At 57.0% G+C, this 26977-nt stretch carries 17 protein-coding genes; 7 read left to right on the top strand and 10 right to left on the bottom strand.

The genetic code is table 11. The features are described from left to right. Window positions 1-11: 11 nt before the first annotated feature. Window positions 12-1163, top strand: coding sequence for a GNAT family N-acetyltransferase (locus FRD01_RS16930; protein ID WP_146961720.1), 1152 nt, complete (start codon window positions 12-14; stop codon window positions 1161-1163). On the opposite strand, the gene FRD01_RS16925 is transcribed toward FRD01_RS16930, so the two are convergent. The 10 genes from FRD01_RS16925 to FRD01_RS16880 form a co-directional block, all read right to left on the bottom strand. Continuing rightward, window positions 1144-4503, bottom strand: coding sequence for a serine/threonine-protein kinase (locus tag FRD01_RS16925; RefSeq protein WP_283808656.1), 3360 nt, complete (start codon window positions 4501-4503; stop codon window positions 1144-1146). The genes FRD01_RS16930 and FRD01_RS16925 overlap by 20 nt on opposite strands. 212 nt (window positions 4504-4715) lie before the next feature. Beyond that, window positions 4716-8252 carry a serine/threonine-protein kinase gene (locus FRD01_RS16920; protein WP_146961717.1) on the bottom strand — a complete coding sequence of 1179 codons (3537 nt, stop codon included), beginning with the start codon at window positions 8250-8252 and terminating at the stop codon, window positions 4716-4718. Between the two features lie 39 nt (window positions 8253-8291). Next, window positions 8292-10349: a hypothetical protein gene (locus FRD01_RS16915; protein WP_146961715.1), complete on the bottom strand. Its 2058-nt coding sequence runs from the start codon at window positions 10347-10349 to the stop codon at window positions 8292-8294. A 290-nt stretch (window positions 10350-10639) separates the two neighbouring features. Beyond that, complete coding sequence (locus FRD01_RS16910; protein ID WP_146961713.1) at window positions 10640-11245, bottom strand: superoxide dismutase; 606 nt, start codon at window positions 11243-11245, stop codon at window positions 10640-10642. Between the two features lie 76 nt (window positions 11246-11321). After that, window positions 11322-13001: a hypothetical protein gene (locus FRD01_RS16905; protein WP_146961711.1), complete on the bottom strand. Its 1680-nt coding sequence runs from the start codon at window positions 12999-13001 to the stop codon at window positions 11322-11324. After that, window positions 12998-13321 carry a hypothetical protein gene (locus FRD01_RS16900; protein WP_146961709.1) on the bottom strand — a complete coding sequence of 108 codons (324 nt, stop codon included), beginning with the start codon at window positions 13319-13321 and terminating at the stop codon, window positions 12998-13000. Before FRD01_RS16900 ends, FRD01_RS16905 begins: the two co-directional genes overlap by 4 nt. Beyond that, entirely contained in the window at window positions 13318-17043 is a 3726-nt protein-coding gene (locus tag FRD01_RS16895; RefSeq protein WP_146961708.1) for a serine/threonine-protein kinase, read from the bottom strand. Before FRD01_RS16895 ends, FRD01_RS16900 begins: the two co-directional genes overlap by 4 nt. Before the next feature lie 84 nt (window positions 17044-17127). Then, entirely contained in the window at window positions 17128-17919 is a 792-nt protein-coding gene (locus tag FRD01_RS16890) for a DUF455 family protein (RefSeq protein ID WP_146961706.1), read from the bottom strand. Further along, window positions 17919-19265, bottom strand: coding sequence for a 5'-deoxyadenosine deaminase (locus tag FRD01_RS16885; RefSeq protein ID WP_146961704.1), 1347 nt, complete (start codon window positions 19263-19265; stop codon window positions 17919-17921). Before FRD01_RS16885 ends, FRD01_RS16890 begins: the two co-directional genes overlap by 1 nt. Continuing rightward, the gene (locus FRD01_RS16880; protein ID WP_146961702.1) at window positions 19262-20797 is read right to left on the bottom strand and encodes a hypothetical protein; all 1536 of its coding nucleotides are present in this window, start codon (window positions 20795-20797) and stop codon (window positions 19262-19264) included. The genes FRD01_RS16885 and FRD01_RS16880 overlap by 4 nt, the downstream gene beginning before the upstream one ends. A gap of 168 nt (window positions 20798-20965) precedes the next feature. Between FRD01_RS16880 and FRD01_RS16875 the strand changes: the two genes are divergently transcribed. The 6 genes from FRD01_RS16875 to FRD01_RS16850 all read left to right on the top strand — a co-directional run bounded on the left by FRD01_RS16875 (window position 20966) and on the right by FRD01_RS16850 (window position 26977). Next, window positions 20966-21295 (top strand): hypothetical protein, encoded by a 330-nt coding sequence (locus FRD01_RS16875; RefSeq protein ID WP_146961701.1) that lies wholly within the window; start codon window positions 20966-20968, stop codon window positions 21293-21295. Window positions 21296-21443: 148 nt separating this feature from the next. Further along, window positions 21444-21935: a CarD family transcriptional regulator gene (locus FRD01_RS16870; RefSeq protein WP_146961699.1), complete on the top strand. Its 492-nt coding sequence runs from the start codon at window positions 21444-21446 to the stop codon at window positions 21933-21935. A gap of 854 nt (window positions 21936-22789) precedes the next feature. Beyond that, window positions 22790-24163 carry a carboxypeptidase-like regulatory domain-containing protein gene (locus tag FRD01_RS16865; RefSeq protein WP_146961697.1) on the top strand — a complete coding sequence of 458 codons (1374 nt, stop codon included), beginning with the start codon at window positions 22790-22792 and terminating at the stop codon, window positions 24161-24163. A 44-nt stretch (window positions 24164-24207) separates the two neighbouring features. After that, window positions 24208-25515, top strand: a complete 1308-nt coding sequence (locus tag FRD01_RS16860; protein ID WP_146961695.1) for a hypothetical protein — start codon at window positions 24208-24210, stop codon at window positions 25513-25515. Further along, window positions 25512-26693 carry a M20 metallopeptidase family protein gene (locus FRD01_RS16855; RefSeq protein WP_146961693.1) on the top strand — a complete coding sequence of 394 codons (1182 nt, stop codon included), beginning with the start codon at window positions 25512-25514 and terminating at the stop codon, window positions 26691-26693. The genes FRD01_RS16860 and FRD01_RS16855 overlap by 4 nt, the downstream gene beginning before the upstream one ends. Further along, complete coding sequence (locus FRD01_RS16850; RefSeq protein WP_146961691.1) at window positions 26690-26977, top strand: hypothetical protein; 288 nt, start codon at window positions 26690-26692, stop codon at window positions 26975-26977. The genes FRD01_RS16855 and FRD01_RS16850 overlap by 4 nt, the downstream gene beginning before the upstream one ends.

Genomic DNA, 26977 nt, shown 5'->3' with positions numbered 1-26977 from the left:
GGGTTCTAATTATGATTGAGACTCACAAACGAATTGAAGGCATTGAGAAGGCAGCGTGGAATGCGCTGGTGGGAGAAGGCTCGCCCTTCATGGAATGGGGCTTCCTAGTCGCCCTAGAACGCTCCGGATGCCTCGACCAAGAGTCAGGCTGGTATCCACTCATCCTCACGCTCAAAAACGCCTCTGGCGGGCTCGTGGGCGCTGCTCCACTCTTCCTCAAGACGCATTCCCAGGGCGAGTTCGTTTTTGATTGGAGTTGGGCAGATGCGGCGCATCGTGCTGGCATCCCCTACTACCCGAAAGGCGTCGTCGCCTCTCCGTTTTCACCGGTGACCGGGGTGCGGCTTTTGGTGGCGCCTCATCTCAGTGCTCAAGAGCGGCTGAAGACGCGCGAGACCCTGGTCAATGCCGCCATTGAGTTGGCCAAGGAGATTGGGCTTTCGTCTCTGCACTTCAACTTTGTCCTAGAGGACGAGTGGGAGGCGATGGGCGAGATGGGGCTCTTGCAGCGGCAGGGAATTCAGTACCACTGGAAGAATCACGGCTACGAGACCTTTGATGATTTCTTGGGTGAATTGAAGTCCAAGCGGCGAGCGAATATCAGGCGGGAGCGCAGAATACTTGGAGAAAACGGGGTTGCGACGCGAATTCTAGGCGGAGACGAGCTGACGCCGGAATTGATGGACCGTATGTACAAATACTATCGGAACACGGTTCATAAATTCTACTGGGGCTCGCAGTACCTGACCCGGGCGTTCTTCAAAGAGATCTTGAAGCAGATGCCTGAACACCTGCACATTGTCTTTGCCGAACAAAACGGCGAGATTTTTGGCGGGGCGTTCAATATCCGCAAGGGTGATCGGCTCTACGGCCGCTACTGGGGAGCCGAGCGCGACGTGGAGTTCGCGCATTTTGAGGTCTGCATGTACACGAGCATCGAGTGGTGCATCCAAAACGGCGTGCAGGTCTTTGAGCCAGGCGCAGGTGGAGAGCACAAACACGACCGAGGATTTGAGGCGACGGCTACCCATTCCGCACATTGGATCGCCGACCCACGGCTAAGCGACGCCATTGGTCGATTCCTCGAGCACGAGCGCCAAGGCGTTGAGCGAAATATCGAGCTTTTGGACGCGCAGGGCGCGTTTAAGAAGGGTCCATCATGACGAGGCGCTCGGCCTCAAGCTCGCAAAGCACGCCCCTACCGTGATCGCCATGTGCTTTCCATAGTGCACCGGCGAGTTGGTAGGCTTCGTAGGCGCGCATGGCGTCGCCGCGGGCCTCAAGCAAGCGTGCAAGAACCTCAGCGGCGTCCGCGAAATCGAATTCGTTAACACTGCCTTTGCTCTTCTCGTTCAGGATCTTCACCAGGCGTTCGTAGCTTTTCCAATCGCCTTCGGCGGCCGCAACGAGGAGCGGAATCTGAGGGTAGAGTCTGTCAACCTTTTCGAGCCCGAGCACGCGAAGGACCTTGTTGGCGTGTAGAATCCCGAGCTCAACATCGCCCTTAGCGAAGGCAGTCTGGGCGATGTTGACGTGCAGCGTGGGCGCGACTCGCCCTGACTGATTCTGAACGTCAAGACATTCATGATACTTCGTCAACGCGACGTCATAGCGCTTCTCATAACGGTCGAGGTCGGCGATTGAACTCTTGACCGCTGCGGCGCTGAGCGGGTCTCCTTGCGAGTCGTAGAGAGCTTTAGCCTCGGTGAGATGTTCACGCGCTTTACTGTGATGCCCTTGGAGCAAGAGCACGTACCCTACTCCAAAATGACACCACGCGAGGTTATCCTCGGTCTCCACGTAATCGAGGGCCTTAACGTAGGTGTCGTAAGACTCCTGGAGCTCACCCGCATAGAAGTGGCAATCCGCCAAGCGCGCCACACTCTTCCAAAGATTCCAACCGTTTTTCTCGCCGAGCCGAATCGAAGCGTTCAGAACGGCCTTAGACTCATCCCATCGTCGCTGATTCGTGAGGAAGTCTCCGTAGGTTTGAAGCGCGTGGAACTCGACTTCGGGCCATTTAGCCTCACTGGCGCGAGCGATAATCTGCTGGAGATTCTCCTCTTCCTCCGCAAGGTAGTACCCGAGACGGCGGCGTGTAAGTTCGCTAAAACGCAGTTTTGCGAGCAGCGCCTCGTCTTCGCGGTCGGGAAAGGCCGATAGTATCTGAAGGTAAGCCTGAGTGTGTTGGCACGCGAGGAGCAGATTTCCCCGTTTTGAAGAGAGCTTGGCCGCTTTATCGTGCGCCCGAACGGCGGCGCTGAACTCCTGGGCCTCAAAGAGGTGGTGGGCGAGTCGCGAGAGCGCATCGAGGTCGGTGCGATCTCTGAGCATTTTGGCGGCCTCGATATGCCATTGCCTTACGGCGGGCGGAGGCGAAAGCTTGAATACAGCTTCACGCACGTACGGATGCGTAAAAGACCAACCTTTTTCGGACCACACGGCAAGGCCGGCATCCACGAGGCTCGGAACCAAAACCCCATGCGCAGTGAGGGAGAGGCGCGAGAGTAGCGTTGCCCACTCGTCTTTTGAGACGTTGAGCCCCAATACCGCCGCGGCCAAAATGCAAGAGCGCTCAGTAGAGTTCAGGGCCTGAAGGGCGCTTCTAGTGCGCTCTTCCCAGCTGCTATCGCTCGTAGAGGCGGTGGAGACGTCGACATTGAGGCTGAATACACGGTTCTTTTGGAGCTCGAGCCAGCCGTTGCGAATCCAGTCTTGGACGAGATGTGTGACCAGAGTTGGGTCTGTACCGGCGCGCAGGAGCAGACTCATCTTGGCGGACTCATCTAGAATCAGGAGGCTTTCGACCACTTGGGTGACCTCGAGCGCCGTGAGCGGCGCGAGTTCAATCACGCTTGCCAGTGGATGGGCCTCCACAGACCGAAGCCACGACTCGATGGATGCGCGTGCGACAAGCCCGTCGGTGTCCACGCAGGCGAGGATGAAGACCGGGCGAGACGTCGAATCCTGAGATTCCAAGATCTTGTCGATAACGCCGAGTGCTTCTTCGTTCTCTTCGATATCATCGACCCAGAAGAGGAGCGGCCGGAATTTGGCTTGCGCCTGGATGTACGATGCTGCAGCTTCTGGAACGCGCGCGTCATCGAGCATCTCAAGCCACCATTTCAGGCGAATATCTTCTGGCCCAATGCCCAGGCGTTGCGCCAGTGTGCGCACCTTTGAAGCCTGCTCGCCGCCGGGCAAGGACATATGTTCCATGACGGCTGCGTAGGGTGACTGACTCTGTTTGACCCGCACGACATTGGCGGCACCGGACTCCAAGAGGCGTTCGGCAAACCACTGGGCGAGCACGGTTTTACCGCGGCCAATCGGGGCTTTGAGGACGCAGATATGGGCGCGTTTAGAGCGCGAGGTGCGCGCGATCATATTCCAGAGGCGGTCGCGCTCCTGCTCTCTTGCGACGAGCTCGGCCGGGCGCACGTTGAAGAGCGCTGAGCTCAGGCCGAAGAGCGGATTGACCGAGGCCATGACGAAACGGCGCCAATCGCCCGGGAATGGGCACGGTGGCGGAGGTCCTTTGGTTGGGTCCGCCACGCCGACTAGCATTTCAGGCGGCTCGGAGACCAATGTGGTGGTCTCTTCATCCCAGCCAAGGGTGTGGAGCGAGGGCGCCGGAAGCGAGAGTGAGCTCGACGTATTGGCCTCGAGATCCGATAGCTTTGAGAGCTCCCACGCCGCGTCCGCAGCGAATTGGAATCGCTCCCAGGGTGATTTCGCCAGAAGTTTCTTCACCCATGCTTCAAAACCATCCGGAATGTGGATTTTAGCCTCAAGCGGAGGTAGCTCCTTCATCGAGTGGGCGTTCGCGAGCGCCATCAAGCCCTCTTCGAGAAATGGCGTGACACCCGTCACCATTTGCCATGCCACACACCCGAGGGCGTAGAGGTCGGTTGGCGGCCCAAAATCATGGGCTGCTCCCATGAACTGCTCGGGCGCCATGTACTGCGGGGTCCCGACGACTGTGGCCTGATTCTCGGTGCCGTCTTGGGCGTGGTGTGCAATGCCGAAGTCGGTGAGCTTCCACCGCATCGGGTTCTCGAAGCCGATCACGTTTGCAGGCTTGATATCTCGGTGAATGACACCCCGCGCGTGGGCGTGGGCCAGGCCGTCGAGCACGGCTAGCAAGACGCGTTTTACAAAGAGCCATGAGACGGGTTTGGCGAGCCGGCGCTCAAGCGAGCCGAGCTCGCCCTTTTCCATGACGATATAGGCTTGTCCGAGTGAAAACTTCCCGTTGGATGCCGCAGCTTCGATATCATTGACCCGACCGAAATCCACGATCACGACAATATTCGGGTGGTCGAGGCCAGCTTGCGCACGAATCTCTCGGTCGAGGTTGGCCCACGGGACCTGCGCCTCGATCTCTGCATTAAGAAATTTCAACACGACCGGTGTTTGCGTGGCCTCGTGCACGCCAGCAAACACTTGACCCATGGCCCCCTCCCCAACAGGACTACCGACTTGGAAGGCGCCAATTTTCAACTATTAATCTCATTGTCAACGAGGGCTCTGTCCTCGTTGGTTAGATCGGGCAAAAGTACACAACGTGAAAGTTGATAAGGGAAATGGAGTGCTAAAGAGACTAAAGGCAAAATTTTGGGAAATTGAATTCTGCCCCATATTATAACAAATAAGTTTTACATCGGTATTGCAAAGTTCATCTTACGCGGACATAGCCCGCGTAGACAAAGAAATCACAAGTCTTTGAATTCCAAGCTCAAGTCGTCCAGATCTTCGATCTTAGAGGTCACCCTCTCAGCATCTTGGATCTTCTCCAAAAAGGCGAACTGCCTCACGCTTAGTGAAAACGAAGACTCGGCCTCGTTCGTCCGACCTTGCCCGACCAGAATATCACCTGCCTTTTCCAGCAACAATGCAATCTCGGGCTCTCTCTCCATCTGCTCGTCCATCATCTCCTGGATCGAGCCGAGCAGGCTTCGCGCGGAAGACCACCTCTCAGCGCCGGATGCAGCAGCCAAAACTCCACAGAGTGCGGCCATCTCGATACGCCGCTGGCCAAGCCTTCGCAGAGTGTCGGTGGCTAAGAGATAGAGGCGCTCAGCTTCTTCGTACGCACCGTCCTCAAGCAGGATCGAGCCAAGGTTGATCTCGGAAATCACGGTCGGAAAGCCGATGGCACGTTGAAGATCGATGCATTGCGTGTAGATCCGCGCGGCCTCCTCGAGGTTTCCACGTTTGCGATGAACCTCACCGAGATACTCAAGGCTCTGGGCAACACCTGCGTAGTGGCCGATCGACTGGAAACGCTCGAGCGCCGCCTGGTTGTGCTCAAGTCCTAACGCCCATTCTTCAGCGTAGACGGCGAGCCGGCCCATATGGTGGTGATTCATCGCAAGGTCCCGCGGGGCGCTGCGCTCTTCGATGAGTCGCTCTAGGAGCGCCTTGGCATCGTCGAATCTTCTCGCCGAAATCAGACCATGCGCCAGAGTACCGCCCACAGTTGGGTCTTTGATGGGCGCTGCTGAAAACGCCTCGAAGGCCTGCGTTAAAGAGGCCTCCGATGTAGGCTTCCCGAGCCATTGCTCGGCCAAAGCCTTAGTGACCAATGCATCGAGTCGCGCGGACTCCCAGCCCTCGAACCCTGACTCCAAGACGCTCTGGGTCCATTGAAGGGCATCGGTTGGCCTCGACTGATTCAAGAGTGTGCGAGCACGAATCGCCCAAACTTGTCCCCATCGTGGATCTTCAGGGCTGAGCTCAATGTCAGCAAAGAGGTTCAGAACCTTCATCAAGACGTGCTGCGTGGACTGAAATGCCCCCATGCCTCGCCATCGACGCGCGCTATTCATCCACGGCTCGATCGCCTCAAGAGGCAGGTGTGCTGCGCGGGCGTAGTCCCCAACACGTTCGGCAATCTCGGGGCGGTCGGAGTCATAGAAGCGCTTGAGTAGTTGCAATGCGGACTTCGCGTACTCTACCCAGCGGCCCTCTTTAACGGCTCGATGCTGCAAAACCTCTCGAATCAAAACGTGCTGAAACTCAAAGCCGGTCGCATTCAGACTGATGAGGCGCTGACGGGCGAGTTCGGGTAAAAGGTTTGGATCGGGGTCGAGGTCATGAGTCTCGCAGAGCTCCTCCCACTCTTTTAGATCGACCTCTTGGCCAAGAAGTGCCGCAATTTCCAGGGCCGGAAGGGCCTGTTCGCAGGTCTCGCTCACGCCCGAGATACGCGCCTCCCACACATCGCGAAGCGATGACGGAATCTCGATCTTCTTGAGTTTTAGAGTAAATCCCTTGGGTCCCACGTTCAGGCTGTTTCGCGCGACCCAATTCGAGACGATCTCCACGGCCAGTGCGGGGTTTCCTTCGGTACGCTCGGCTAACTCAAGCGCCAGGTCATCTTCGAGATGAAGGAGATCTTGGATGAGGCGCACTTGTTCGCGCTGGTTTAGGTGCCCGAGCTCAATGTCCACTGCGGCCGGCGGTAGCTTCTCGAGCTCAGGCAGCTGGTTGACGGCATCGTCCGGGTACGTGAGCACTACAAAGAGTGGGATCGGGGCGCTCCGAGTGGCCTTCCAGAGGTGTGCAAGGAAATCCACGGAAGCCGCATCAAAGTGGATATCGTCCATCCAGAGCACGATGGGACCACGGGCGCTGGCTTTCCTCAAGAGCTGCTCGACCAAGAGGTAGCGTTGTTTTGCCGACGAAAACTCGAAGGGCGTCTCCTCGATGAGCGGGGTTTGGGAGACGAGCTCTAGAAAGGCGCGCTGATTGTATTCGGTATCAAGGCTTAGCCTCTTGAGCTCTTGGGCAAGGGCCTCTTTGGTCTCTGCAGTGGTCAGACCGTGGGTTCGGAAGTAGCGGCGGGCGAGCTCCTTGAGCCCTTCCGTTGGCATCTCACGACGGTGTGAGGACTTGAGGACGTTCGCGACCCCGAGCTCCATGACTCTCTGCACAAACCAATTTCCAAAACGCGTACGGCCCACACCTTGCGGCCCCTTGACGCTCGCGACATCCATTTGACCAGTGCTCGCCACGTGACGAAGTCCGCTCCAAAGCTGGTCGAGCTCGGCGATTCGTCCAACAAGTGGGGTAATTCTCAGTCCGAAAAGTCCAAGCCCGGCTCCGGCCAAGTTGGGTGGTGTGGGCTCGTATCGAGGCGTGTTCCAGACAGCGGGAATCGGGCTTTCTTCCTTGAGGGAAGGCGTAAACGTGCTCCAAGCGCGTTGGAAGGTGTCTTGGCGCTTATCGCCGGCCCAGAACGTATCCAGCACTGGGGTCATACCGGCAATTGGAAGGTCTGTGGCCATGGGTGGCTGCACGTCCTTGAGCCCGCGCTCGTCCAGGGTGGCGAGGGCGCGGCTGGCTTCGGCAGCGTTCTGGAAACGATCCTCCACGCGCGGGCTGAGCGCCTTGTCCATCCATGCTTCGAATGCCTCCGGTACGCGAACGATGGGCTTAAAATCACGGCGATCGCCGGTCAGGTGGGCATCAAAGATGTCTTTGATACTTCCAACGGCAAAAGCGCGGTAGCCGGTCATCAGCTCAAATGCCACACAGCCCAGCGCGTAGATATCGGTCCATGGGCCATGCTGGCGCCAGGGCTGGGCGATCTGCTCGGGCGCCATATAGGGAGGCGTACCGATGGAACGCGCCGCACGCTCGGATTTCTCGATGGCATAGGCAAGTCCAAAGTCGGCGAGTTTCGGCAGCGCACGACCGGCGAACTGAGCGAGAAGTATATTTCCGGGCTTGATATCGCGGTGGATGACGCCCATGGCGTGCGCGTGGGCGAGTGCGTCGAGGATGCTTAGCAGGAGTGCCTTAGCCTGTTTCCAGGTCACGCGGCCGCAGATATCCTGCAGGGTTCCGTGCTCCAAATACTCCATGACGTAGTACGGAGTTTGCGCCCGGAGCTCACCTTTAGACGAAATTTCGGTGGCCTTTTGGATGTCGCCGTGGTCGAGAACGCGCACAATACCTGGGTGATTTAGCGTGGCGACGGCTTGAACCTCGTTTCGAAGTGCCTGCCTGAATCGCGGGTGTTCAGCCCCTTTTCGGGTGATGACCTTGATAGCCACCGGTACATTTTGCTCGATATGTGTGCCCGCAAAAACCACGCCCATGCCGCCTCGGCCGATGAGATGGCTGAGCATGAATGGGCCAAGGGTGGCGCTGATTTCTGAGGATTCTATTGTGCCGAGTTCTCGCGGAAGTGTGATGGACGGGAAGTCCAGAGAACTCAGGCTGGGAAGGGGCGTATCATCCAAGGCGATCTCACGTTACTGCTTGAGATCAGACTAGACGTCTCACTCGAGCAAACCATTCACAATACAATCGTCACCGACTGCGCCGTCGGCTGCGACCATGCGAATACGAAGGTCTGCGGCTTCTACCACCGCGCGGGCACATTGTCCGCTAAGAATACCAAAATCTGAGCCACGGTCTATTAATCTTGTGATGGCAGGACCCTGGAAGACGATGGACTCGGTATAGGCCTGACTCACTTCGAAGCCGTCATCAGTGTAGAAAACGCTGTCTACACTAAATGTACCAACATCTTGATAGGTCCTCCAAACACAACCGTTCTCGCAGGTTTGCTCGCGTCTGACGGCAAGCGTGTCATCCACCTTAAGTGCAAAGGCCGAGGTCTGAAATGTGTAGATTCCAAGCTCGGTGGTGTCGTCCAGAATCACGCCCGATGCGATGGTGCAAAGGCTCGAGGAGATGGTCTGGTTGCCATTGAAATTCGCGCTCTCGGTGCACTCTTGGCCAATCCTAGGGGTTTCAATCTGATAATCGGCTGAGGCGAGTAGCGTGGAGTTCAGGAACTCGGAGAGAGAGACGGTGTTTCCAGCCACTGTGATCTGGTTGTTTTCGTCCGTGATGAGGTCGAAGAGCACGTTGTTCAGCGAGTTGAACGTAAAGCCATCCTCGGTGACCGGTGTAGAGACTCCGATCTGTGTGAAGTCGAAGTTGAAGAGCCTCTCGTCCATCGAGGGTGGTACACCGGTGAGCTCGGAGATGAAGAATCGGATCTCACTCTCGTTATCCCAAACTCCCGTTGATTTCGGGATCAGACCACCACCGTTGAAGGACTGCAGATCTGCCACCACGTGATAGCGGCCCGTGACTTCGTCGATGGTCGTGTTGATGAATTGTGAACCGGCGAGCGATGGATCTTCAAAGGTGACCAGATCTTCATACGCGGCGTCTTCGCAGCCCAACGCATGTTCTGGGCACAAACATTCCCAGGGGTCTTCATTGGGATCACAGGCTTCAAGGAGCGCGGCCTCTTGGTAGTTGGCGGGCCCAGAATCCACCACAAGTCCGATAGCCTCGCTGCTCAGGTTCTCGAGCTCCGTTCCGGTAGCGTCCACTAGAGTGGCAGCGAAGTTGAAGATATATGTACCGCTCTCAACGAGCTCTCCAAGGTCGTCCTGAGCCTCCCAGAGGGCGAGGATTTCAGTCTCTGCGGGTGCGCTCGGCGCGCCCTCAAAGACGAGTGATTTGATTCCGGTGAGCCCGGCTGTTGCCGCATGAATACTGGATACAGCCTTATCTTGGGGCACCACTGTAGTGTTGGAACCGTAGATCAAGTGTAGTGAGTGGGTGTTATCTGCGTAATCAACTCGGACAAGTGCTCCACCGGCGCCCGACCCTTCCAGAAAATCGATAGTCCCCATCTTTGAGGGTGAATCGAGGTCGATTTGAATCTCTCCCCCGAGAAGCCCCAAGAACGTTGAGTCAAGAGCACTTGGGACCCCCAAAATTTTCCCATTGCCTTGCAAGCCAGTGAATGGCCAACCGAACTGGTTGGTATCCCAAACCAGACAATCCCCCGCGGGTCCGGCCCAGGCGTCGCAGGCCACGGAGAATCCCGGGGCCTGATTTACAAGCTCCCGGTGATTCGCCGCGTCCCACGACTCCACACGTTCCCCGCCGTCGTCAAAAACGATATCTTCTTGGCCCGTCAATTCAGCCACGATTTCGCAGGATTCCGTGGACCGAATCTGCAAGGCCCACTCGAGCGCGAGGCCCGGGTTTGCAAGCGGCTCTACGATGGCCTTCGCCACAAACCGGCTGTCGTCGTGAACGCCGTCATCGTTGGGTGAAATCAACGGATGATCTACCAGCACATCGGTGATTGTGAGGTGGTTTCCAACCACCTCAGCTACGTCGCTCGGCAGCGCGAGGCTATTTGCGAAAACCGGCTCACCGCATGCTGTTCCCGGCGTTCCCGAGACCGAACCTTCGGTCTGAGTCAAGGCAAGCTGCTTTGTGCTGATTGAGGTTTCAGGCTCTTCGCTTGCACAAGATGCAAGGATGCCCACACTGACGACCATGACCACCGATAAGGGTTTCATCGCGTACTCCACTGGGGGTAAGTTTTTATCGATTGACGACTAAAGGCAGGGTATCAATCTGGAGCAGCGCATTCAAGCGGATTTGTGCTTTTTTGTAGACAAAGATTTGACGGTGGTGCGTCACTGGATGACGCAGTAATCCAAACACCCTTGAGCGGCTCATTTTACGTCAGTTTTATCGCGGACGGAAACCGTAATTAGCCGAGCGGAATCCCCCTTGGACATTTTTGTTGGACAGAATAGAGGAAGGGGAACACGCGGGGTAAGGAGCCCGCGTGTTCGCGCGCGCCCTAGGCCGCGTAGAGTTCGTTGACGAAGTCCCAGTTGATGACGTTGAAGAACGCCTCAAGGTAGTCAGGACGTCGGTTCTGGTAGTTCAGGTAGTACGCGTGCTCCCAAACATCGACGCCCAGAATTGGCTTCTTGCCTTCCGACACAGGATTGTCCTGGTTCGGCGTGCTGGTGATCTCGAGTTCGCCGGCCTTGTTGACCACAAGCCAACCCCAGCCCGAACCGAAACGTGAGCCAGCAGCGGCTTTGAACTCAGCCTTGAACTTGTCGAAATCGCCCCATTTGGCAAGAATTGCTTCGCCGACCTTGCCGGTAGGCGCACCGCCTCCGCCTGGCTTCATCATCTTCCAGAAGAGGTCGTGGTTGTAGTAGCCACCGCCGTTGTTACGCACGGCACCACGAATGTCCTCTGGGATAGCATTGAGATCGCTCAGAAGGTCCGTGATGGCCTTTCCAGCGAGTGAAGGATGCTTTTCGAGGGCAGCGTTGAGGTTGTTCGTATAGCCAGCGTGATGCTTGCCATGGTGAATTTCCATGGTGCGAGCGTCGATATTTGGCTCAAGCGCGTCGTACGAGTAAGGGAGTGATGGAAGTTCGAAAGCCATAAAATCCTCTCTAGTTAGAGTGTGGTTAAATCAAGGAGTCGGGAACCTAAGCACCCGCTCGCTGGTGTCAAACGGACTAATCTTTTCTTTGGAACCGCTCACGGATGAGTTTGAGCTTGTCGTTTAGATTGACTTCTTCGGTCGCATCCTCGCGTTCCACGTCTTGGATGCTCTCAAGCTCGATAGGGTCCGAGAATCTTCCGGTGGGCGAGGTCTCGGGGTCGGGTGAGAAGTTCTTGCTCTGCCATGAATTGAGGGCGTAATCGGTTGCGGAGGCTACGGAAGTTGCGATTTCATCTTCGGTGAGAATCTCGGCCAAATCGTCTTGGAAGACCTCTGAGATTTGGGAGAAATCGTTTCCGAAGTCGTCCTCGTAATCATCGTCGTAGTCATCATCAAGGTCCATAACCTCGCCTGTGACATCCGGGAAATCCTGGTCCTTCATGCGCTCGTGGTATTCATCAGCGTATTCCCGAAGGTCGAACTCGGCTGCGCGATGCGACGCGGTGTCTTGTTCGCGCGAGACGTCCAAATCATCCGGGTCAACGTCCTCGTGCATAGTGATGCGCAGGTCTTCCAGATTGACCTCGGGCATGGGCTCGTCACGCAACATGGGCATGATGCGTTCGAGTATGTCGTTGGAAGCGCTCGATGTTGCTGCGTCGGGCTGAAACTTGGAGCGTTCGAGCGGCCTATGAGGTCCCGACGAGAACGGCTCAGGAAGGGGCGTGTGTGGGTATTGCCGAGTGACTTCAGGAACACTTGGCGGATCCACGCTTGAGATCTCTTCGAGCGCATCCACTGGAACGGTGAGCGGATTATCGAAGTCCATAGTCGGATGACCCGGACGCTTTCGAATCCCAGCCCCTGCGGACTTCTCCTCAAGTGAACTCTCGAGCTTTGGAGCTTCAAGAAGCTCGGTCGGGTCTGCGGATTTCACCGTGCCTTCAACCCACGAGAGTGCGTCTGGCCCATGAAGGTTGTTCCAACCCATGGACTCTTTGAATGCAAAGGACCGAACTTCTGGGCGGCCAATGACTGAAACGCTGAGCGCAAGGACGGTCGCAAGGTCGAGCATGACCCCTGCTGCCTTAGCGGACTCAAAGAACGACGCCGACAACTCCGGCGTGGAGCGGTCGAGCGAAAACCACTTACGTCCAAAACACGCGCTTAGGGTCTGTAAATCTCTTAAATCACGGATTCGGTCCCAAAAGACCACGGGCGAGACGCGAAGCAATCGCTCAAAATCCCTCGCCGTGTCGGCGTTTGGAGGGAAGACGTGCGTAACATGGGCGCCGGGAAGCTCAGCAGGAGGATTTTCACTGACAAAAAGAACGGTTTCATCGGTGATCTGTGTAGATAACCAGAGGAGCACGCTTGATTTTGAGGCGCCCGGAGGCCCGATCACCACACCGTCTCCCTCACGCTTCACGCTGAGTCTGAGCGCGTTGAGAACATTTTGCGCAAGTCGCTCCACGATGGCGACCGGCCGCCTCTCGATCAAAATCGCACCCGGCCCTACCCCGCCAAACATACGCGCGACCCACTCACCTTCGACGTGTTGGCCGGACTTGAGGAGCGCGGCAAGCTGGCGCATTTCCGCCTCAGCCACCGAGACCGTACCCTTCCTGCGCCGACCGAGCTTGACGTACTCAAAGCGCCCGGTGCCCGCAATGCTCACGAAGAGGACATTGACGTCATCGAGGGCGCTCAAAAGCTCCGGCGTCTTGGATATGATATTACGTAGCTCGCTCACAAAGGCTCCTCATCAAGCGTCTCAATTTCCTCCTCCATATCCAACCGAAGAGTCACGAGTTCATCGGCAACAATCTGGATATCAAAACGCTGGCTGAAGTACCCTTTTGCCACAAGCTGAAGCCTGTGCATACCCACGGGAAGCACAAGAGTTTGATCGTGCCACGACTTCACTTGCCCACGATATTCTTCATTGACGAAGATATCGGCGTGATTTGGCTCGACCTCGAGGCGAAGCAAACCACGCGCCTTTGTGCCGGCACCTGTGTTCGTGGCGCAGCCCGTAAGAGCGAAGGCGAAGAGCAGCAAGAACACCTTCATTTTTCCCTCAGCATCGTGAGCGCTTTGACGTTGAGGCCGATACCCTCTCTAAAGTCTAGGGACTCGCTGATTTGAAGGCTCTCGTTGAACGCTTCCTCGGCGCGGTCTCTCCTGCGTTGTTTGAGCGCCATGAGCCCCTCGTTATGCCGAAGTTGGGCTAAGGTCTGCAGATCGTTGAGCTCTCGAGCAATTTTAAGGGCGTCTTGGAGTGTTCGGATCGCGGCATCAACCCGGTTTTGCTCAGCGAGGAGCACGCTGCTATTGGCTTTGACCTGCATGACACCGCGGCGGTCGTTCGAGTCTAGAGCGGCGCGCATCGCAAGCTCGAAGAGGCTCTCGGCGCCCGGCAACTCTTTGAGCCTGAGCCGGATGCGCCCAAGCTGATTCAACGGCTCCCAGAGCAGCCTTGCCCCCCAATCGGTGGTGGACGGGATCTGATGACGTTCTGTGAGCTCGATCGCTTCAAGCAGGGTATCGGCGGCTTGCTGGAACTTTTGCCCACGCTCCTGGGCAGCCGCGAGCAGCTGTAGACCGCGAATGAGGAGGGCGAGGCTATCAACGCTAGGGTTTTCGTGGGCCATGCGGCGCGCCTCGATGAGCGTCTTCTTGAGCATTCGCTCCACCGGATCTGGGTCTTGCTCCTTGAGCCAGAGCCTCGCGAGCTCCCATTTGGTGCCGATCTGAACGTGTGGCGAGCAGTCTTCTTTATCGAGCGCGAGCGCAATCTGGATCGCCTCACGGGTTCGGCCCAGCGCCTCGAGCAGCCGGACCTCTTTAAGCGTGAACTCAAAGCGCCGCGGGCTCTGGTGCAGGAGTTTCTTGATGGACTTAATAACGTCCACAGCGACTTCGTACTCGTGGCCAAACTCAGCGTCTCGCAAGACTTCTTCGAGGCGAGTCAGCGCGTCGTCGCTTCGGCCAGCGGCCAAGAGGTGGTGTGCCGCCTTGAGCCGCCAGTGCCGCTTGAGCGCCGTGTTTTTCTCGGTCGAAAGACGCCCCTCAAAGTAGTCCGACGCACGTTGATGAACCTGCGCGCGCATCTTGAGCGACATCTGTTCGTAAACCACGTCGCCAAAGACCGGAGGGTTAAAGAATATCTCAGGTTCCTCGGACTCGCCTTCAATGCTCAGGAGCCCTGAGCGCCATAATTTTTCGAGTTCTTGCTCGGGTTGCCATGCTTCAAGCGCGATCTCGAGGAGCACGTCGCCGCGGGTCTGGTTGCCGAGCACGGCGAGGAGCGCCATCAGATTCTGCGCGGGTTTTTCGAGGTCGTAGAGGCGCGTGAGAAGGCTCGTTCTTACATCTGGTGCCTTTGAGAGGTGCGCCTGAGCTTCCTCAAGAGTCATCGCCTTCCTCGACTTGACGATCCTGATGAGCTCCATCAGATGAAGCGGCACGCCGGCCGCGAGCTTGACCAACTCAGCCCTCAAGGCCGCGCCCACCTCCACTGGGAGGTTCACCTTTAAAATGGCGCGCGACGCAGAATCTTCGAGCGCTTCGAGGTAGATGGTTCGGGCGAAGTCCACCTCTTCTGGATGTTTGCTCCTGAAGCCCACCATGAGTCCGATATTTTGGTCTGCGATCGTTCTGGAAAAACGCTCCAGCCAGGTTTTGAGCTCTGGGCTCAGGTCGTGAACTTCGTCTAGCTGAAGTAGCGGGAGCCGGCGTTTTGCCTGGCCTTTGAGCAATTGTCGAAACGCGGCATCTACGGCCTGAAGCGACGAGGCTCCGTCGTCTAGTTGTTGATTTGAGAGACCGGAAGTCGCCTCAGCCAGCCGGTTTTCTACAAAAGCCCTGAGCAGACGAGCGCTTTCGGGGGTCATTCCGAGTTCTTGGCCGAGCACATCAATATCTTTAGAGCGCCCATGGTACCTTGCGATGGCGCGGATCCACTGGGCCAAGATATTGCGGACCTCTTGGGCCCCCTCATACTTAGACCACGCCTTAAAGACGAGCCCGCCGCGTTCCTGAGCCATGCGCCCCGCCTCGTGAAGCATCGCCGATTTGCCCATGCCGGCAGCCCCTTGCATCAAGAGCACCCCACCCTTGCCGCGCGCCACTTCCGAGACAAAGGCGAGTACGCCGGCAACCTGTATATCGCGGCCGACGAGGCCCTCGAAGGACTCGTTTCGGTCGAGCGCTTCTGCGTCGCTCAGGCCTAGGATAGAGCGGGCGCCATCTCTTGAATCACCGAGCTTATAAAAGCTTTCGAGAAGCGGCACGATGGATGCCGCAACCCGAATCTCCGAGGCGTGCGCACCTTGCGCCAACTCGAACGCCGTATCCAACGACTCACCGCTCGCCTTGGACCAGTCGAGCCCTGGCACGTAGAGTTCTCCGGCGTCGATGCCAAGGCCAAACTCCAAAAAGTCAGGGAGATTTCGCTTGAGGTTGCCGCGCAGATCCATCGCAGCCTGGGAGGCCTTGACCGCTGCTTGAGGGTCGTAGGTCTCGGTTCCAAAGAGAACCGTGATGAAGGCGCCGCTTCGGCCCTGCACAAGGCCGCCCCAACGCTCAGCCACGCTCCGCGTGATATTCTCGAGGAGGTCACGCGCATCTGCCATAACCTCCGGGTCTTCACGCGTAAGAGCTCGGTGCTGAATTACCAGTGAACACACGGTTTGGCGCTCTCCGACGAGATCCTTCTTCAGGTCGTTGAGGTCTACGCCAAACCGCGAGACAGATGGTTCAGGGGCACTGACCGGCGCAGACCTGGTTTCGGTATCAAAGAGGCGATTCGTGTCCACGACCTCGGAGCTGTCGTTGGCGAGATCCTCGGTGTGTTTGCTGAGCTGGATCGTCTCGTCATCAGTGATGCGTGGAGACGTGCGAGGCTTTCGTTTGAAGATGAACTGAGCGGCTGGTTCGGCCTTCTTCTGCGTTTCACCTAGAAACGCCTGCCGGAACTCGGTTGCACTCTGGTAGCGAAGCTCCCGATTCTTCTCGAGCGCGCGTTTGCAAATCACCTCGAGGAGCGGGTTGACGTCGGGATTCAGCGTAGCTGGAGCGGGTGGGTCTTTTTGAATCACCTCAATCAGGATGCGCGGCACAGAATCTCCGCGAAACGGCAGTTTCTTGGTGAGCAATTCGTAGAGAATGATGCCCATGGAGAAGAGGTCGCTGCGCCCGTCGATCTCTTTACCTTCGGCTTGTTCGGGGCTCATATAATTTGGCGTTCCGACAAGCGCGCCCGCCTGTGTAAGCGGCCCCGCTGGCTGAGAAGCCTTGGACTGCGCGATGCCGAAATCCAAAATCTTTACAAAATCACCGTCGCGAGTTTGCTCGACCATAATATTGTCGGGCTTAAGATCGCGGTGAACGATGCCTTTGGCGTGTGCTTCTTCGAGCGCGGAGAGCACCTGCTGCATGATCTTGGAGATTCGCTCGTCGCTCAGGCGCTGCTCTCTCATCAAGGACGAGAGCGGGACCCCGGGCACGAACTCCATAGCCATGAAGAGCACGTCTTCTTCCTGCCCGAAGTCGATGATCTGGATGATGTTTGGGTGCCGCAGCGCGGAAGACTGGCGCGCCTCGCGAATAAAATACTCGGCTGCGATTGGATTTCTGGCATGCTCAGGCGTCATCACCTTCACGGCCACGCGGCGGTCGAGGTGAGACTGATAGCCCTCATAGACCGCGCCCATGCCGCCCTTTCCGATAAGACGGCGGATCTCGATGGTTCCCCGCAAAACTCGACCAATCAAAGGGTCGGGACGACTCATCGGGTCTCTCTATTCTGGTAGTCGCTATGCCAAACAATTAACCCGAGACCGCGCTGAAAACAAGGCCGAGTACCAAGGCACGCGCTAGGTTTTGGAGTAGCCACGCATGCGGCCAATGAATTCGTCATCGAGCCCGGCTGCCAGGCGTAAATCTACGTTCATCTGCTCTCCTCGGGCTCGCGCAGGAGTGTTGTGAAAGGTCAGATTCTCGCACCAAACGTCGAACATGGCGCGATCTTCGGGTGTTTCTTTTCTCAAGTAGGCAGCGCCAAATCCCACGTGATGCACTTCGTCCGCGGCGATCATCTCCATGATCTTGGCGGATTCGTGATCGCCCACTCGCCTGAAATGGGCTTCGTATTCGGGGGCAAAGTCGAGGTTTGCCTGTTCGAACGTGAGGTTTATGGCCGAGACGAACTTCAGCGGCGTATCGAGCGACGGCGCGCATCGCCAGAAGTGGTCGTTGATGGGCTGTTCTCCAAAATAAGAGCCGAGCTCAGAGATACGATCGGCGTAGACTTGGAAATGGCGCTGTTCGTCGACGAGGATTTTCAGGAGTCCGCGCCGGAACACGGCGGGCGCGTCTGGGAACGCGAGCAGCGCCCACGCCATGAGTTCGAGCGCCATCAGCTCGTGGTTCGCAAACGTGTGCAGGCAGCGCACCCGCATTTGAGGGTCGTCTAGCGAGTCCGGGTGAGGGAGGCGGCGCCGAGTGCGCTTAGGAGAAATCTCGAGCTCTGGTGGCCTTCCCGGCGTGGTCCATGCTCGTGGTTCGCCCGGCTGGTCGTCGCGTATCCGCGCGAAGTCTGGGGCCCGAAGCTTCTCCTCGAGTGTCTCGGCAAAAAGTACGCGCTCGGCAAACTCACGAATCTGCATCAGGCCTCCATACGCCCGAGTACAGTTTTGATGGCGGCGCGGGCTTCATGAAGCATTTTGGGCACGTCTTGGGTCAACAACTCGCGGTCTTTGACCACTTGATTTCCAGACGCGAAGACGTGCCGGACGTTCGCTCTATGGGCGGCGTAGACGATTCTTGAATAGACGCTTCCGCCAGGATTTGTGCCGGGGTCATTGTCGAGCTCGATCATGACCACATCGGCGCATTTTCCAACCTCAAGACTCCCGACCTGGTCGTCAATTCCGAGGACCCGCGCGCCGTCTCGCGTCGCGAGTCGTAGAACGCGTTCGGCTGGCATGGCGGTTGGGCCGTGAATCGGCTTTTGCAGAAGGGCCGCGAGCCTCATCTCTATGAAAGCGTCGAGATTATTATTGCAGGGGGCCCCGTCTGCGCCGAGCCCAACGCGGATGCCATATTGGTCGTAGCGCGGGATATTTGCGATCCCGCTCGCGAGCTTGAGATTCGCGGATGGGCAGTGGCAAATCGCGGTGTCCGTGCGCTTGAGAAGTTCGCAGTCCTCGTCACTGACGTGTACGCCGTGGGCAAGCACGGTCTTGGCGCCGCAGATGCCGATACTCTCAAGGTACGCCATATTGGAGACACCGTGGTGCTCGCGCGTAAATTCATTCTCGAACTCGGTCTCTGAGGCGTGGGTATGGATATAGACGTCCAGATCGCGGGCGGCTTCCACGATCTGCCGCATGAGACTCTCTGTGCACGAGACGGCAAACCTTGGCGCAAAGGCGTAGCGAATCCTGCCGTTCTCGGCGCCATCCCAGCGCTCAGCCAGGGCGATAGCCTCTTTCATGCTGGCGGCTGTGTTCTCGAGCATGGCCTTGGGGACTTCGTCGCCGTAATCCATCTGACACTTACCAAAAAACGCACGAATTCCAGACTCTTGAATGGCCTCGACGATACTCTCGGTGTGGTTGACCGTGCCCATATCTAGGAGCGTAGTGGTGCCTCCGAGCACGAGCTCGGCCAGGCCAAGTCGGGCTGAAGTCCTCAAGGAATCAGGGTCGAGCGATGCCTCGTAAGGCCAGACACGTTTCTTGAGCCAGTCGATGAGCACCATATCATCGGCGTTGTTGCGCAGGAGCACCTGACAAAGATGGATATGAGTCTGTACAAACCCTGGAATGACGGCCGAGCCGCTCCCATCGATGACCTGATCGAAAGGTTCCGGCTGTATTTGGCCGCCTACCTGCAGGATGCGCCCCGGCGAGCCATCAGCCGCTTTTGATTCCCAAAGGATATCACCCTTAACCACTTCCATGTGGTCGTTCATGGTGACGATTGTCGTATCCTTGATGATTGTTCTCATGGGTCCTTCTGCACGATGCCAAACTTCACTCCTAGCGGGTGAAGGTCAAGTTGTGAAGTGCCTAACATGCCCTGTACGTAACGATCTACGACCACTGGCCGAAGCTCTTTCTTATACCTTTCAATGAGTTCTTTCTTCTCTGAGTCGAAGACTTCTTTATCCGGGGCGTAGCGTTTTAGGACGTGGATCACGAAGCCGCGCTCACGCGAGATAAAGGGCTGAGAGGTGCGGCCTTCTTTGAGTTCAAAGGCCTTCTCCACCACCTCGGGCGCGAGTCCGAAGACCGGCATACTGCCAGAAGGCGACTTCACCATGGGCTCGATGAGGTGGAGTTCAAGGCCTTTTGCGGCGAGTTGAGATTTGACCTTGATGATGGTGTCTTCGTCGTCTTTGAGCTTCTTCATGAGGCGTTGCCCGGCCTTGAGGCGCTTTTTTACATCAGGGGTAAGGTCTTGGGTCCTCAATATTTCAGCTGCGATCTCTCGTTTCAGGGGACGTGTGAGCTCGGCCTCTCCGGTCTTTTCGCGATCGACGACCTTCCACAAGTACGGAGAAGAGCCAGATTTATAGCCATGATCGCCAATTTCGGCTCGGAATGCCTCGGAATTCTCTCGGCGGCCCATCCGAATTCCGGAGCGCAGGGTCAAATTATGCTTCAGAGCCACGGCGTCCGCACTTTGGGTCTCGAGGTCGGCCTCAGCCGCCTGGAGTTTGTCTGCGGGCCCGTTCAAGATATCCAGGATCACGCGCTCAGGCGGGCGAAAACGGCGCTCATTTTCCTTGAAGAATTCCTCGATTTTTTGGGACTTCTTCTCGACAAACGCGTCGATTTCGTCGGTCGATGGAGTGTTGGAGAGCATGAGGGCCGCCACCTGGGACCGCGTGTTATCGAATGACCATGCCTGCCAAACGTCTTCTTCGGTGATTTCAGAGACGAGCGCATCGGCGAGTTTCTCGCGCAAGAGGACTTCTTCGCCGATAGCCCAGAAATCCTCAGGTTCGATGCTGAGCTTCGCGAGCTCGCCCTCGAGTGGCTTATCTTCAGAGGTGTTCTTGATGAGGAATGCGAGACCCGCAAACTCCGGCTTGGAATTGTAGAGTTTAGTGATCTCGTCTTTGGAAACCTCAAGGTTTCGGCTTTTGGCCTCTTTTGAGATCACCTTGGAAGCGAGCACTGATCGCACGGTAGTAAACTGGACGGTCGGGATAGCGAGTTGCTCAGGAGGGACTGCCTGATAATCGCCTTGTGAGGCGCGTGGGCCAAAGAGCGCCCCGATTCGAGCGGCCTTTTCGAACTCAGCCACATTCACGGAAAACTCGCCGAGTTCGGCGATCTTGGTCTCGGGCCCCGGGGGCTCGCCCTCCAGATGTTTGATATTGGGTTTTGGTCGCTCAACTTCCTTTGGGGGCTCCGCGATTTTGGGCGCGGGCTCGGCGGGCTCGGCCGGTTGAGAGGGCGTATCCTCTTTGCAGCTCGATACAATCGCGGCAAGCGCGATGAAGGTGGCGAATAAAAACAATTGCGGGGTCATGATCATTCTGTTAGAAGGCGCGCTCAATTTCGGACCGCACGTGGTGTGTGGTTCATGTACGTCGAAGCCGACGATACATCAACACGGTCAGTTGCCCAGCGGATTCCCATCCCTCTCCAAGGAAGGGAGCAAACCCAAGGCGGCCGACACGACTCATGGAGACCTATCATGTCGAAACTTAGCCCTTTGCAGCGTACCAAGAAAGAATTTGGTTCAAAAAAAGAGTTGGCCGCTAAAGTTAGCGCCTTCTTGACCAAGCCTGAAGAAGAAGAGCAGGCAGCATTCGAGCATCGTGTGAGCACGATGAGCAACGCGAAATTGCTTCGTCTCTGGGACGCACAGCAAACTCTCGAGAAGAAATTTGGCAGCGTAGAGGCGCTCGCTGAGAAGATTACCCGTGCACGATTCAACGGCCTGAACGCGGATTACCAGCGTAAAATCTCGGGTTTCGGCGTGCCGAAGCTTCTCGATCTCGCCCGTCAACACGGCGTGAAGTGATCCAACTTCACTTCTCTTCCTCTCCAATCTTGTAAATTTTGGCTCTCGGGACTAACATACTCGGGCTTCGTGTGCCCGGGGAGTCCACGAGTCAAAATTGTTTCGAACGTAGTGTGTGTTGTATACTGCAGGTCTGCAAAGGAGATCCATGGCAACGGAATTCAGGGTTGGTGATAAAGCAGTCTACCCAGGTCAGGGAGTTGCCGAAGTCATCGCGATAGACTCCAAAGAGATCATGGGAACGACTCAGACCTTCTATATCCTACGAGTCTTAGACTCGGATAAGAAGATCATGATCCCGGTCGGAAAGGTCGATGACGTAGGTTTAAGGGGCATCATCAACGGAAAGCAGCTTGAGGAAGTTTATGACATCCTTCGCGAGCGAGACGTTGATCTGAATACGCAGACATGGAATCGGCGTTATCGGGCCTATCTGGAAAAGATCCAGACGGGTAGCCCGTTCGAAATCGCCGAGGTCTTGCGCGACCTCAATCTTCTAAAGTTCACTAAGGTCCTGAGCCACGGCGAGAAGAAAATGCTGGACACAGCTCGGCGGCTCCTCGTGCAGGAACTCTCGATCGCCAAGGACGCGAGCAAAGAGACGGTCACCGAGGAAATCGAGCACATCTTCGCTGCATAAACGGTTTTTCGACTCCGACCTATTTGAACCGAAACGTCCTTCTGATCTTCGTCTTCTCTTGTTGAGGTGGAAACTTCAGAGCGTTTAGCGCCTTTCGGACACAAACAAAGAGCGATTCGTTTTCTTGATCGAAGCCGAGCTCTGTGTGCGTGACGTTGCCGCTCTCATCTAGAGTCAATGTTATGGCTAAATCGCCAAGTGCGCGGTGGCTTGATTGGCAATCTCGCAAAGCTGGTGCGGATCTCGCAAAAACCTCCGAGACTTCCTGAAAGGACAATGTTGCCTGCGGAATGGATGCCATAACAATGTAGCTTGCCAAACTCGGGATATCGCCACCGAGATCTCCTAAGAGCTCGCAGCTCTTGGCGTGGTCATTCTCGCAGTTCTTAGCGATTATGGAATGACTCTCTTCAGCCATTCCTCGATCGCGCAACACCAATCCTAGTTCCCAGCAACTTTCGGTATCTCCGCCCTCGCATCCGGTTCGAAAATACCTTTCTGAGAGCAACGGGTCTTGAGGCGCGCCGCGCCCAGTCTGGTGCTGAATCCCGTGCATCCTGCAGGTTTGGGGACTCTCGACAGCACACTGTTGTGACGTTGCGCAGCCTGAACAGCCTAGCGCGAACAGTAGAAAAGGGAGAAGAAGCTTCCGCCCTGTGGGTTGTTGGTATCCTGGATACATGAGCTATCTGTGATGAGTGTCCCGCTTAACTGAATTTGCAGCGCAAAGTCTTGCACAACCGGACTCTAGAGGACAGTGCCTAATCTACTTTCTGCAATTTGCACGTAAGTGCGCACTTTGCTAGGGTTCTGCGGCTCTGGTCGCAATTTAACTTGAGAAAATGAGAACGAAGATGAAGTTCGCGTGGATATTGATGTTTGGTTTGGCTCTAAGCCTTGGCTGTTCGGACGACGAAAGTACCGGTACCACAGGCGATCGTCCAATTTGTGAGTTTGGAGAACGCTACAGCCCCATCACGGGGACGTGCATGCCTATCTCGACGCCTCAGAACAATACGCAGGGCGGGGGTGACCCAAATAACGACGAGAATAATCAGAATAATCCAGACCCAAACAACGCGTCGAACAATCAGACCACCAATCCGAACAATCCGACCGAGACCAACAACCAGACTTCGCCCAATAATAACGAGCCGGATATGGGCGGAGACGATATGGACATCCCCGATATGCCGCCACTTGAGTGCGGAACCGGTGGAGTTATTGGCCTCGCGTGTACTCCATCAGGCGACGTACTCGCCGCAGCCGACGTGACGATCACCGGCACGGATTGCGCCACGGGCCAGCCTTTTGAGATGGTGGTCCGAACCTCGGCCGACGGCACCTATGAGTTCGCCGATGTTCCGAGTGGTGCTCATAATCTCAATATCAGCACGGGCTCATTCAGCGGCGATAGTGGTGTCTTTGTTAGAGCCGGCGAGGTCACGGATTTGAGCTCGGCTGTGGACAAGGTGTGTTTGGATGGCGCGGCGGTGAATATCGCTGTGGTCGGCGGCGCCTACGATGCGGTGGAAGACCTCGTGACAGGTTTGAACCTGACTTACGACATGAAGGGCGACGACAACATGGACCTGACGGCCGCGAGGACGTTCCTTACGAACGCCAACGAGATGGCTAATTACGATATCATCTTCTTGAACTGTGGTGAGCTCTACGGTCGCCTCGGGCCGCTCTTCCCGTTCCAACAAGACCCGAGACCTCAGATCGTGAACAATTTGCGAGATTTTGTGAACAACGGCGGCAGCATCTACGCGTCTGATTGGGCCTTCCCATGGGTGGAAATGGCCTTCGGAGACGTCTTGGATATGCTCGGGGTAGAAGGCGATGGCAATGGCTCGAAGATGGGCTTTGCGCCACAAACTGTGACGGCAGACGTGCTTACGACTGACCTCCAGACGATCCTTGGAAGAAATACCGCCACAATCGCGTTCCCACACAACCCACCAGCTGTGGTAAACACCAATTGGGTGGTTCTTGAAGGCGTGGGCCCTCAGACCGTCAACCAGATTCGCGCGGACGTACAGCTATGCTCAACTCCTTCAAATTGCTCAACAGCAGGCGCAACGCAAAGCGCAGCGCCACTTCTGGTCACCTGGAAGGCGCCGAGCGGCGGGACGGTGGTCTTCACCTCCTTCCACAACAAGCGCCAGGCCACGCTCAATCAGGATATGGAGTTGATCTTGCGCTATCTCATCTTCCAGCTTTAATCGGATTCGCCGCATTCCTCGCGGCCGCCCCGCTAGCGGCTGACGTGGCGGTGACGCTCGACTCACCGCGCGAGCTTACGCTCCCCTCGGGTTTCAACCCGCAGGGCGCCCTTTTGGTGGCCGACGGCCCCACCACTTATCTCGTCAACAATGCAAGCTCGGGTGACTCCACGCGCTGCATGGTGATCCGCGCAACCGCTGAGGGCGCGCGAGCTTATTCGTACTCAGTAAATAACGGGGCAACGGCTTGCACCGCTTTTGGGACCCACCCGGAAGGCTTTTTGCTGCGGGTTGAGGACCCGACCGCGATGGAGGAGATCGACGGACACACGGTCTTTGTGGAGTTTGACGGCACCGAGCGATGGAGAGTACCGGATCGGCGGCTCGTGGACGCCGAGGGTGCTCCGGGAGGCCCAGGTGAGTTTCGAGGCGAGTACTTTGGGGCCATCGCTCCCCTGCTCTACAGCCCGGCTATCGACCGAGTGCTCGGTAGTTCTATTGGCACGGTGACCATCGGACAAGACGTTCGCTATCTTGGCCAACATCATCTTCTGAACCCGAACACGGGCAACATTACTCGGAACGGCTTTACACTGGGGTCTTCGGGCGTGGGCATTCCAGTGGGTGGGGTGGTTCGAAGCGGCGGTGATTTCCTGATTGTGCAAGACACGCTCGGGCTCGACGGAACGGTCTTTCATACGTGGGATGGTCGCTCAAACGTGGCGCGATACGAGCCGCTGGCCGGTGAATGGGAGGGCAAAACGCTCAGGCGCATCGCCTACCTTCCCGGGACCACGTATTTGATGTGGATCGAAGGGGTGCCCGAAGTCACCGACGATATCCCGGCCTTTATTGCGGCCACCAACGACGATGCGGCCACGCTCTGGGAAGCCAATTTTGAGACGACGTATCGCTTCAGAAATGGCGATTTTGTCTTCCTTGGCCCCCCTCTAGACTTACAGGTCTCGCCGGATTGGGCCATCATCACCTATCGTTGGGAGAACGACTACTACCTGCGTCTGATTGACGAAAATGGTGGCACACCTGGCATTGCACGCCTGACGAGCACGACTCCTCTGGAGCCTCTGGGCATCTTGGCAACTTCTGAAGGCGTGCGACTCGTGACCGCCAACCAGGAGCGCATCATCGAGTACTCGCTCGAGTTTGAAGACGTGCCCGATTGGGACCCGAACGCGATTCTGGAAGACGTAGGAATTGACGATGCCGTAGACGCGGTCTTGGATGAGGCTGGATGCGGATGCGGGGCAGGCGGAAGTGGAAACCTCTTTTTGGCAATAGGTTTTGCGGTGTTTAGCTTTGTTGGGCGAAGTCGCGCCCGGAGAAGAAGATGAATGTTACGGCAGAAGAATCTGAATTTTTGAGCGCGTTTCGGCGCGATTTGCACGCCAATCCTGAACTCTCGTTTAAGGAGTCGCGCACACAAGGACGCATCGAATCGGCCTTGGCGGAAATTGGCCTGAAGTCCGCGCGTATGGCGGATACGGGGGTTGTCGCGGTTTTGGAGGGGGCAAAGCCCGGGCCCACGTTTTTGTTCAGGGCGGACATCGATGCGCTGCCCATCCATGAGCTAAGCGAACACCCGTACAAGAGCCAGAATCCGGGCGTCATGCACGCTTGTGGGCACGACGTGCACACGACCTTGGGCGTGGGCGTAGCCCGGCAACTCGTCGGGGAGCAGGATAGGCTGCACGGGCGAATCAAGTTTGTGTTCCAGCCCGCTGAGGAGGCTTCGCCGGAGGACGAGCCGATTGGTGCAGAGCGCATGGTGGTTGAAGGTGTGCTCGAAGGCCCGAAGGTAGATGCGGCCTTTGCGTTCCACGTGATGCCGACTCTGGAAGTCGGCAAGATTGGGTACACGCAAGGGCCTGTTTGGGCGCGCTCGGACCTGGTTGAGATTGTGGTGCGCGGGAAGAAAACTCATGCAGCCTACCCGCACGAGGGCATCGACGCCGTGGTGGTTGGCGCGCACCTAGTGACGGCCCTCCAGTCCCTGATTGCGCGCCGCGTGGACGCGCGGGATGCGGCGGTGTTGAGCATTGGGAAACTCGAGGCTGGCAATAGCTACAATATCATCGCCGACACCGCTGAGCTGACCGGAATTCTTCGCACTCTTTCGGATTCGGTGGCGGAGCAAGTCATTCGCGAGGCGCATGACATGGTGCGCTCTTTAGCGCGTGCTTTTGGCGCTGAAGCGGAACTCAAGATTACCCCCGGGGCACGGCTCACGGCGAATGATGTGGAGCTCGAGCGGCGCGTAGTTCAGAAGATGCGCGAAAGTGTTGGCGCGGATGTGCTCGTTCCGCATTTACCGCAGATGGGCGCCGAGGATTTTGCCTCTTTCTCGAGACGCGTTCCTTCCACCTATCTTTTTCTCGGCGTGCGCAACGAGGCGCGAGGGATTACACATATGATTCACACGCCGTATTTCGATGTAGACGAAGCCTGCATCGGACTCGGGGTCAAAGCGATGTCGTCGGCTCTATTGGAGCTCGGCAGGGAGTGGACATGAAGAGTATTTTTGGAATGTTGCTGGGACTTTCAGTCCTTGCGTTCGCAGGTTGTTCGGGGTCTCAAGGTGCGATGGAGACGGGCCAGCCGCGCTGCATCGATATCTGCGGTGCCGAATTCAGTCAGTGCACCAACGCCAATCCGGGCGACTTTACGGCGTGTGCCGACCGCCGCCGGACGTGTGACCAGCAATGTCGCGGGGATCAGGCTGAGCGCGAGACCATGACTTCGGAAGAAGAAGTAGTGCCGCCAAGTGAGATTTTCGATAATTCTGAAGAGGAATAG

Origin of the sequence: Microvenator marinus (assembly GCF_007993755.1) — a bacterium.
GTDB classification, from domain to species: Bacteria; Myxococcota_A; Bradymonadia; order Bradymonadales; family Bradymonadaceae; genus Allomicrovenator; species Allomicrovenator marinus.
This window is presented reverse-complemented; position numbering and strand designations above follow the sequence as displayed.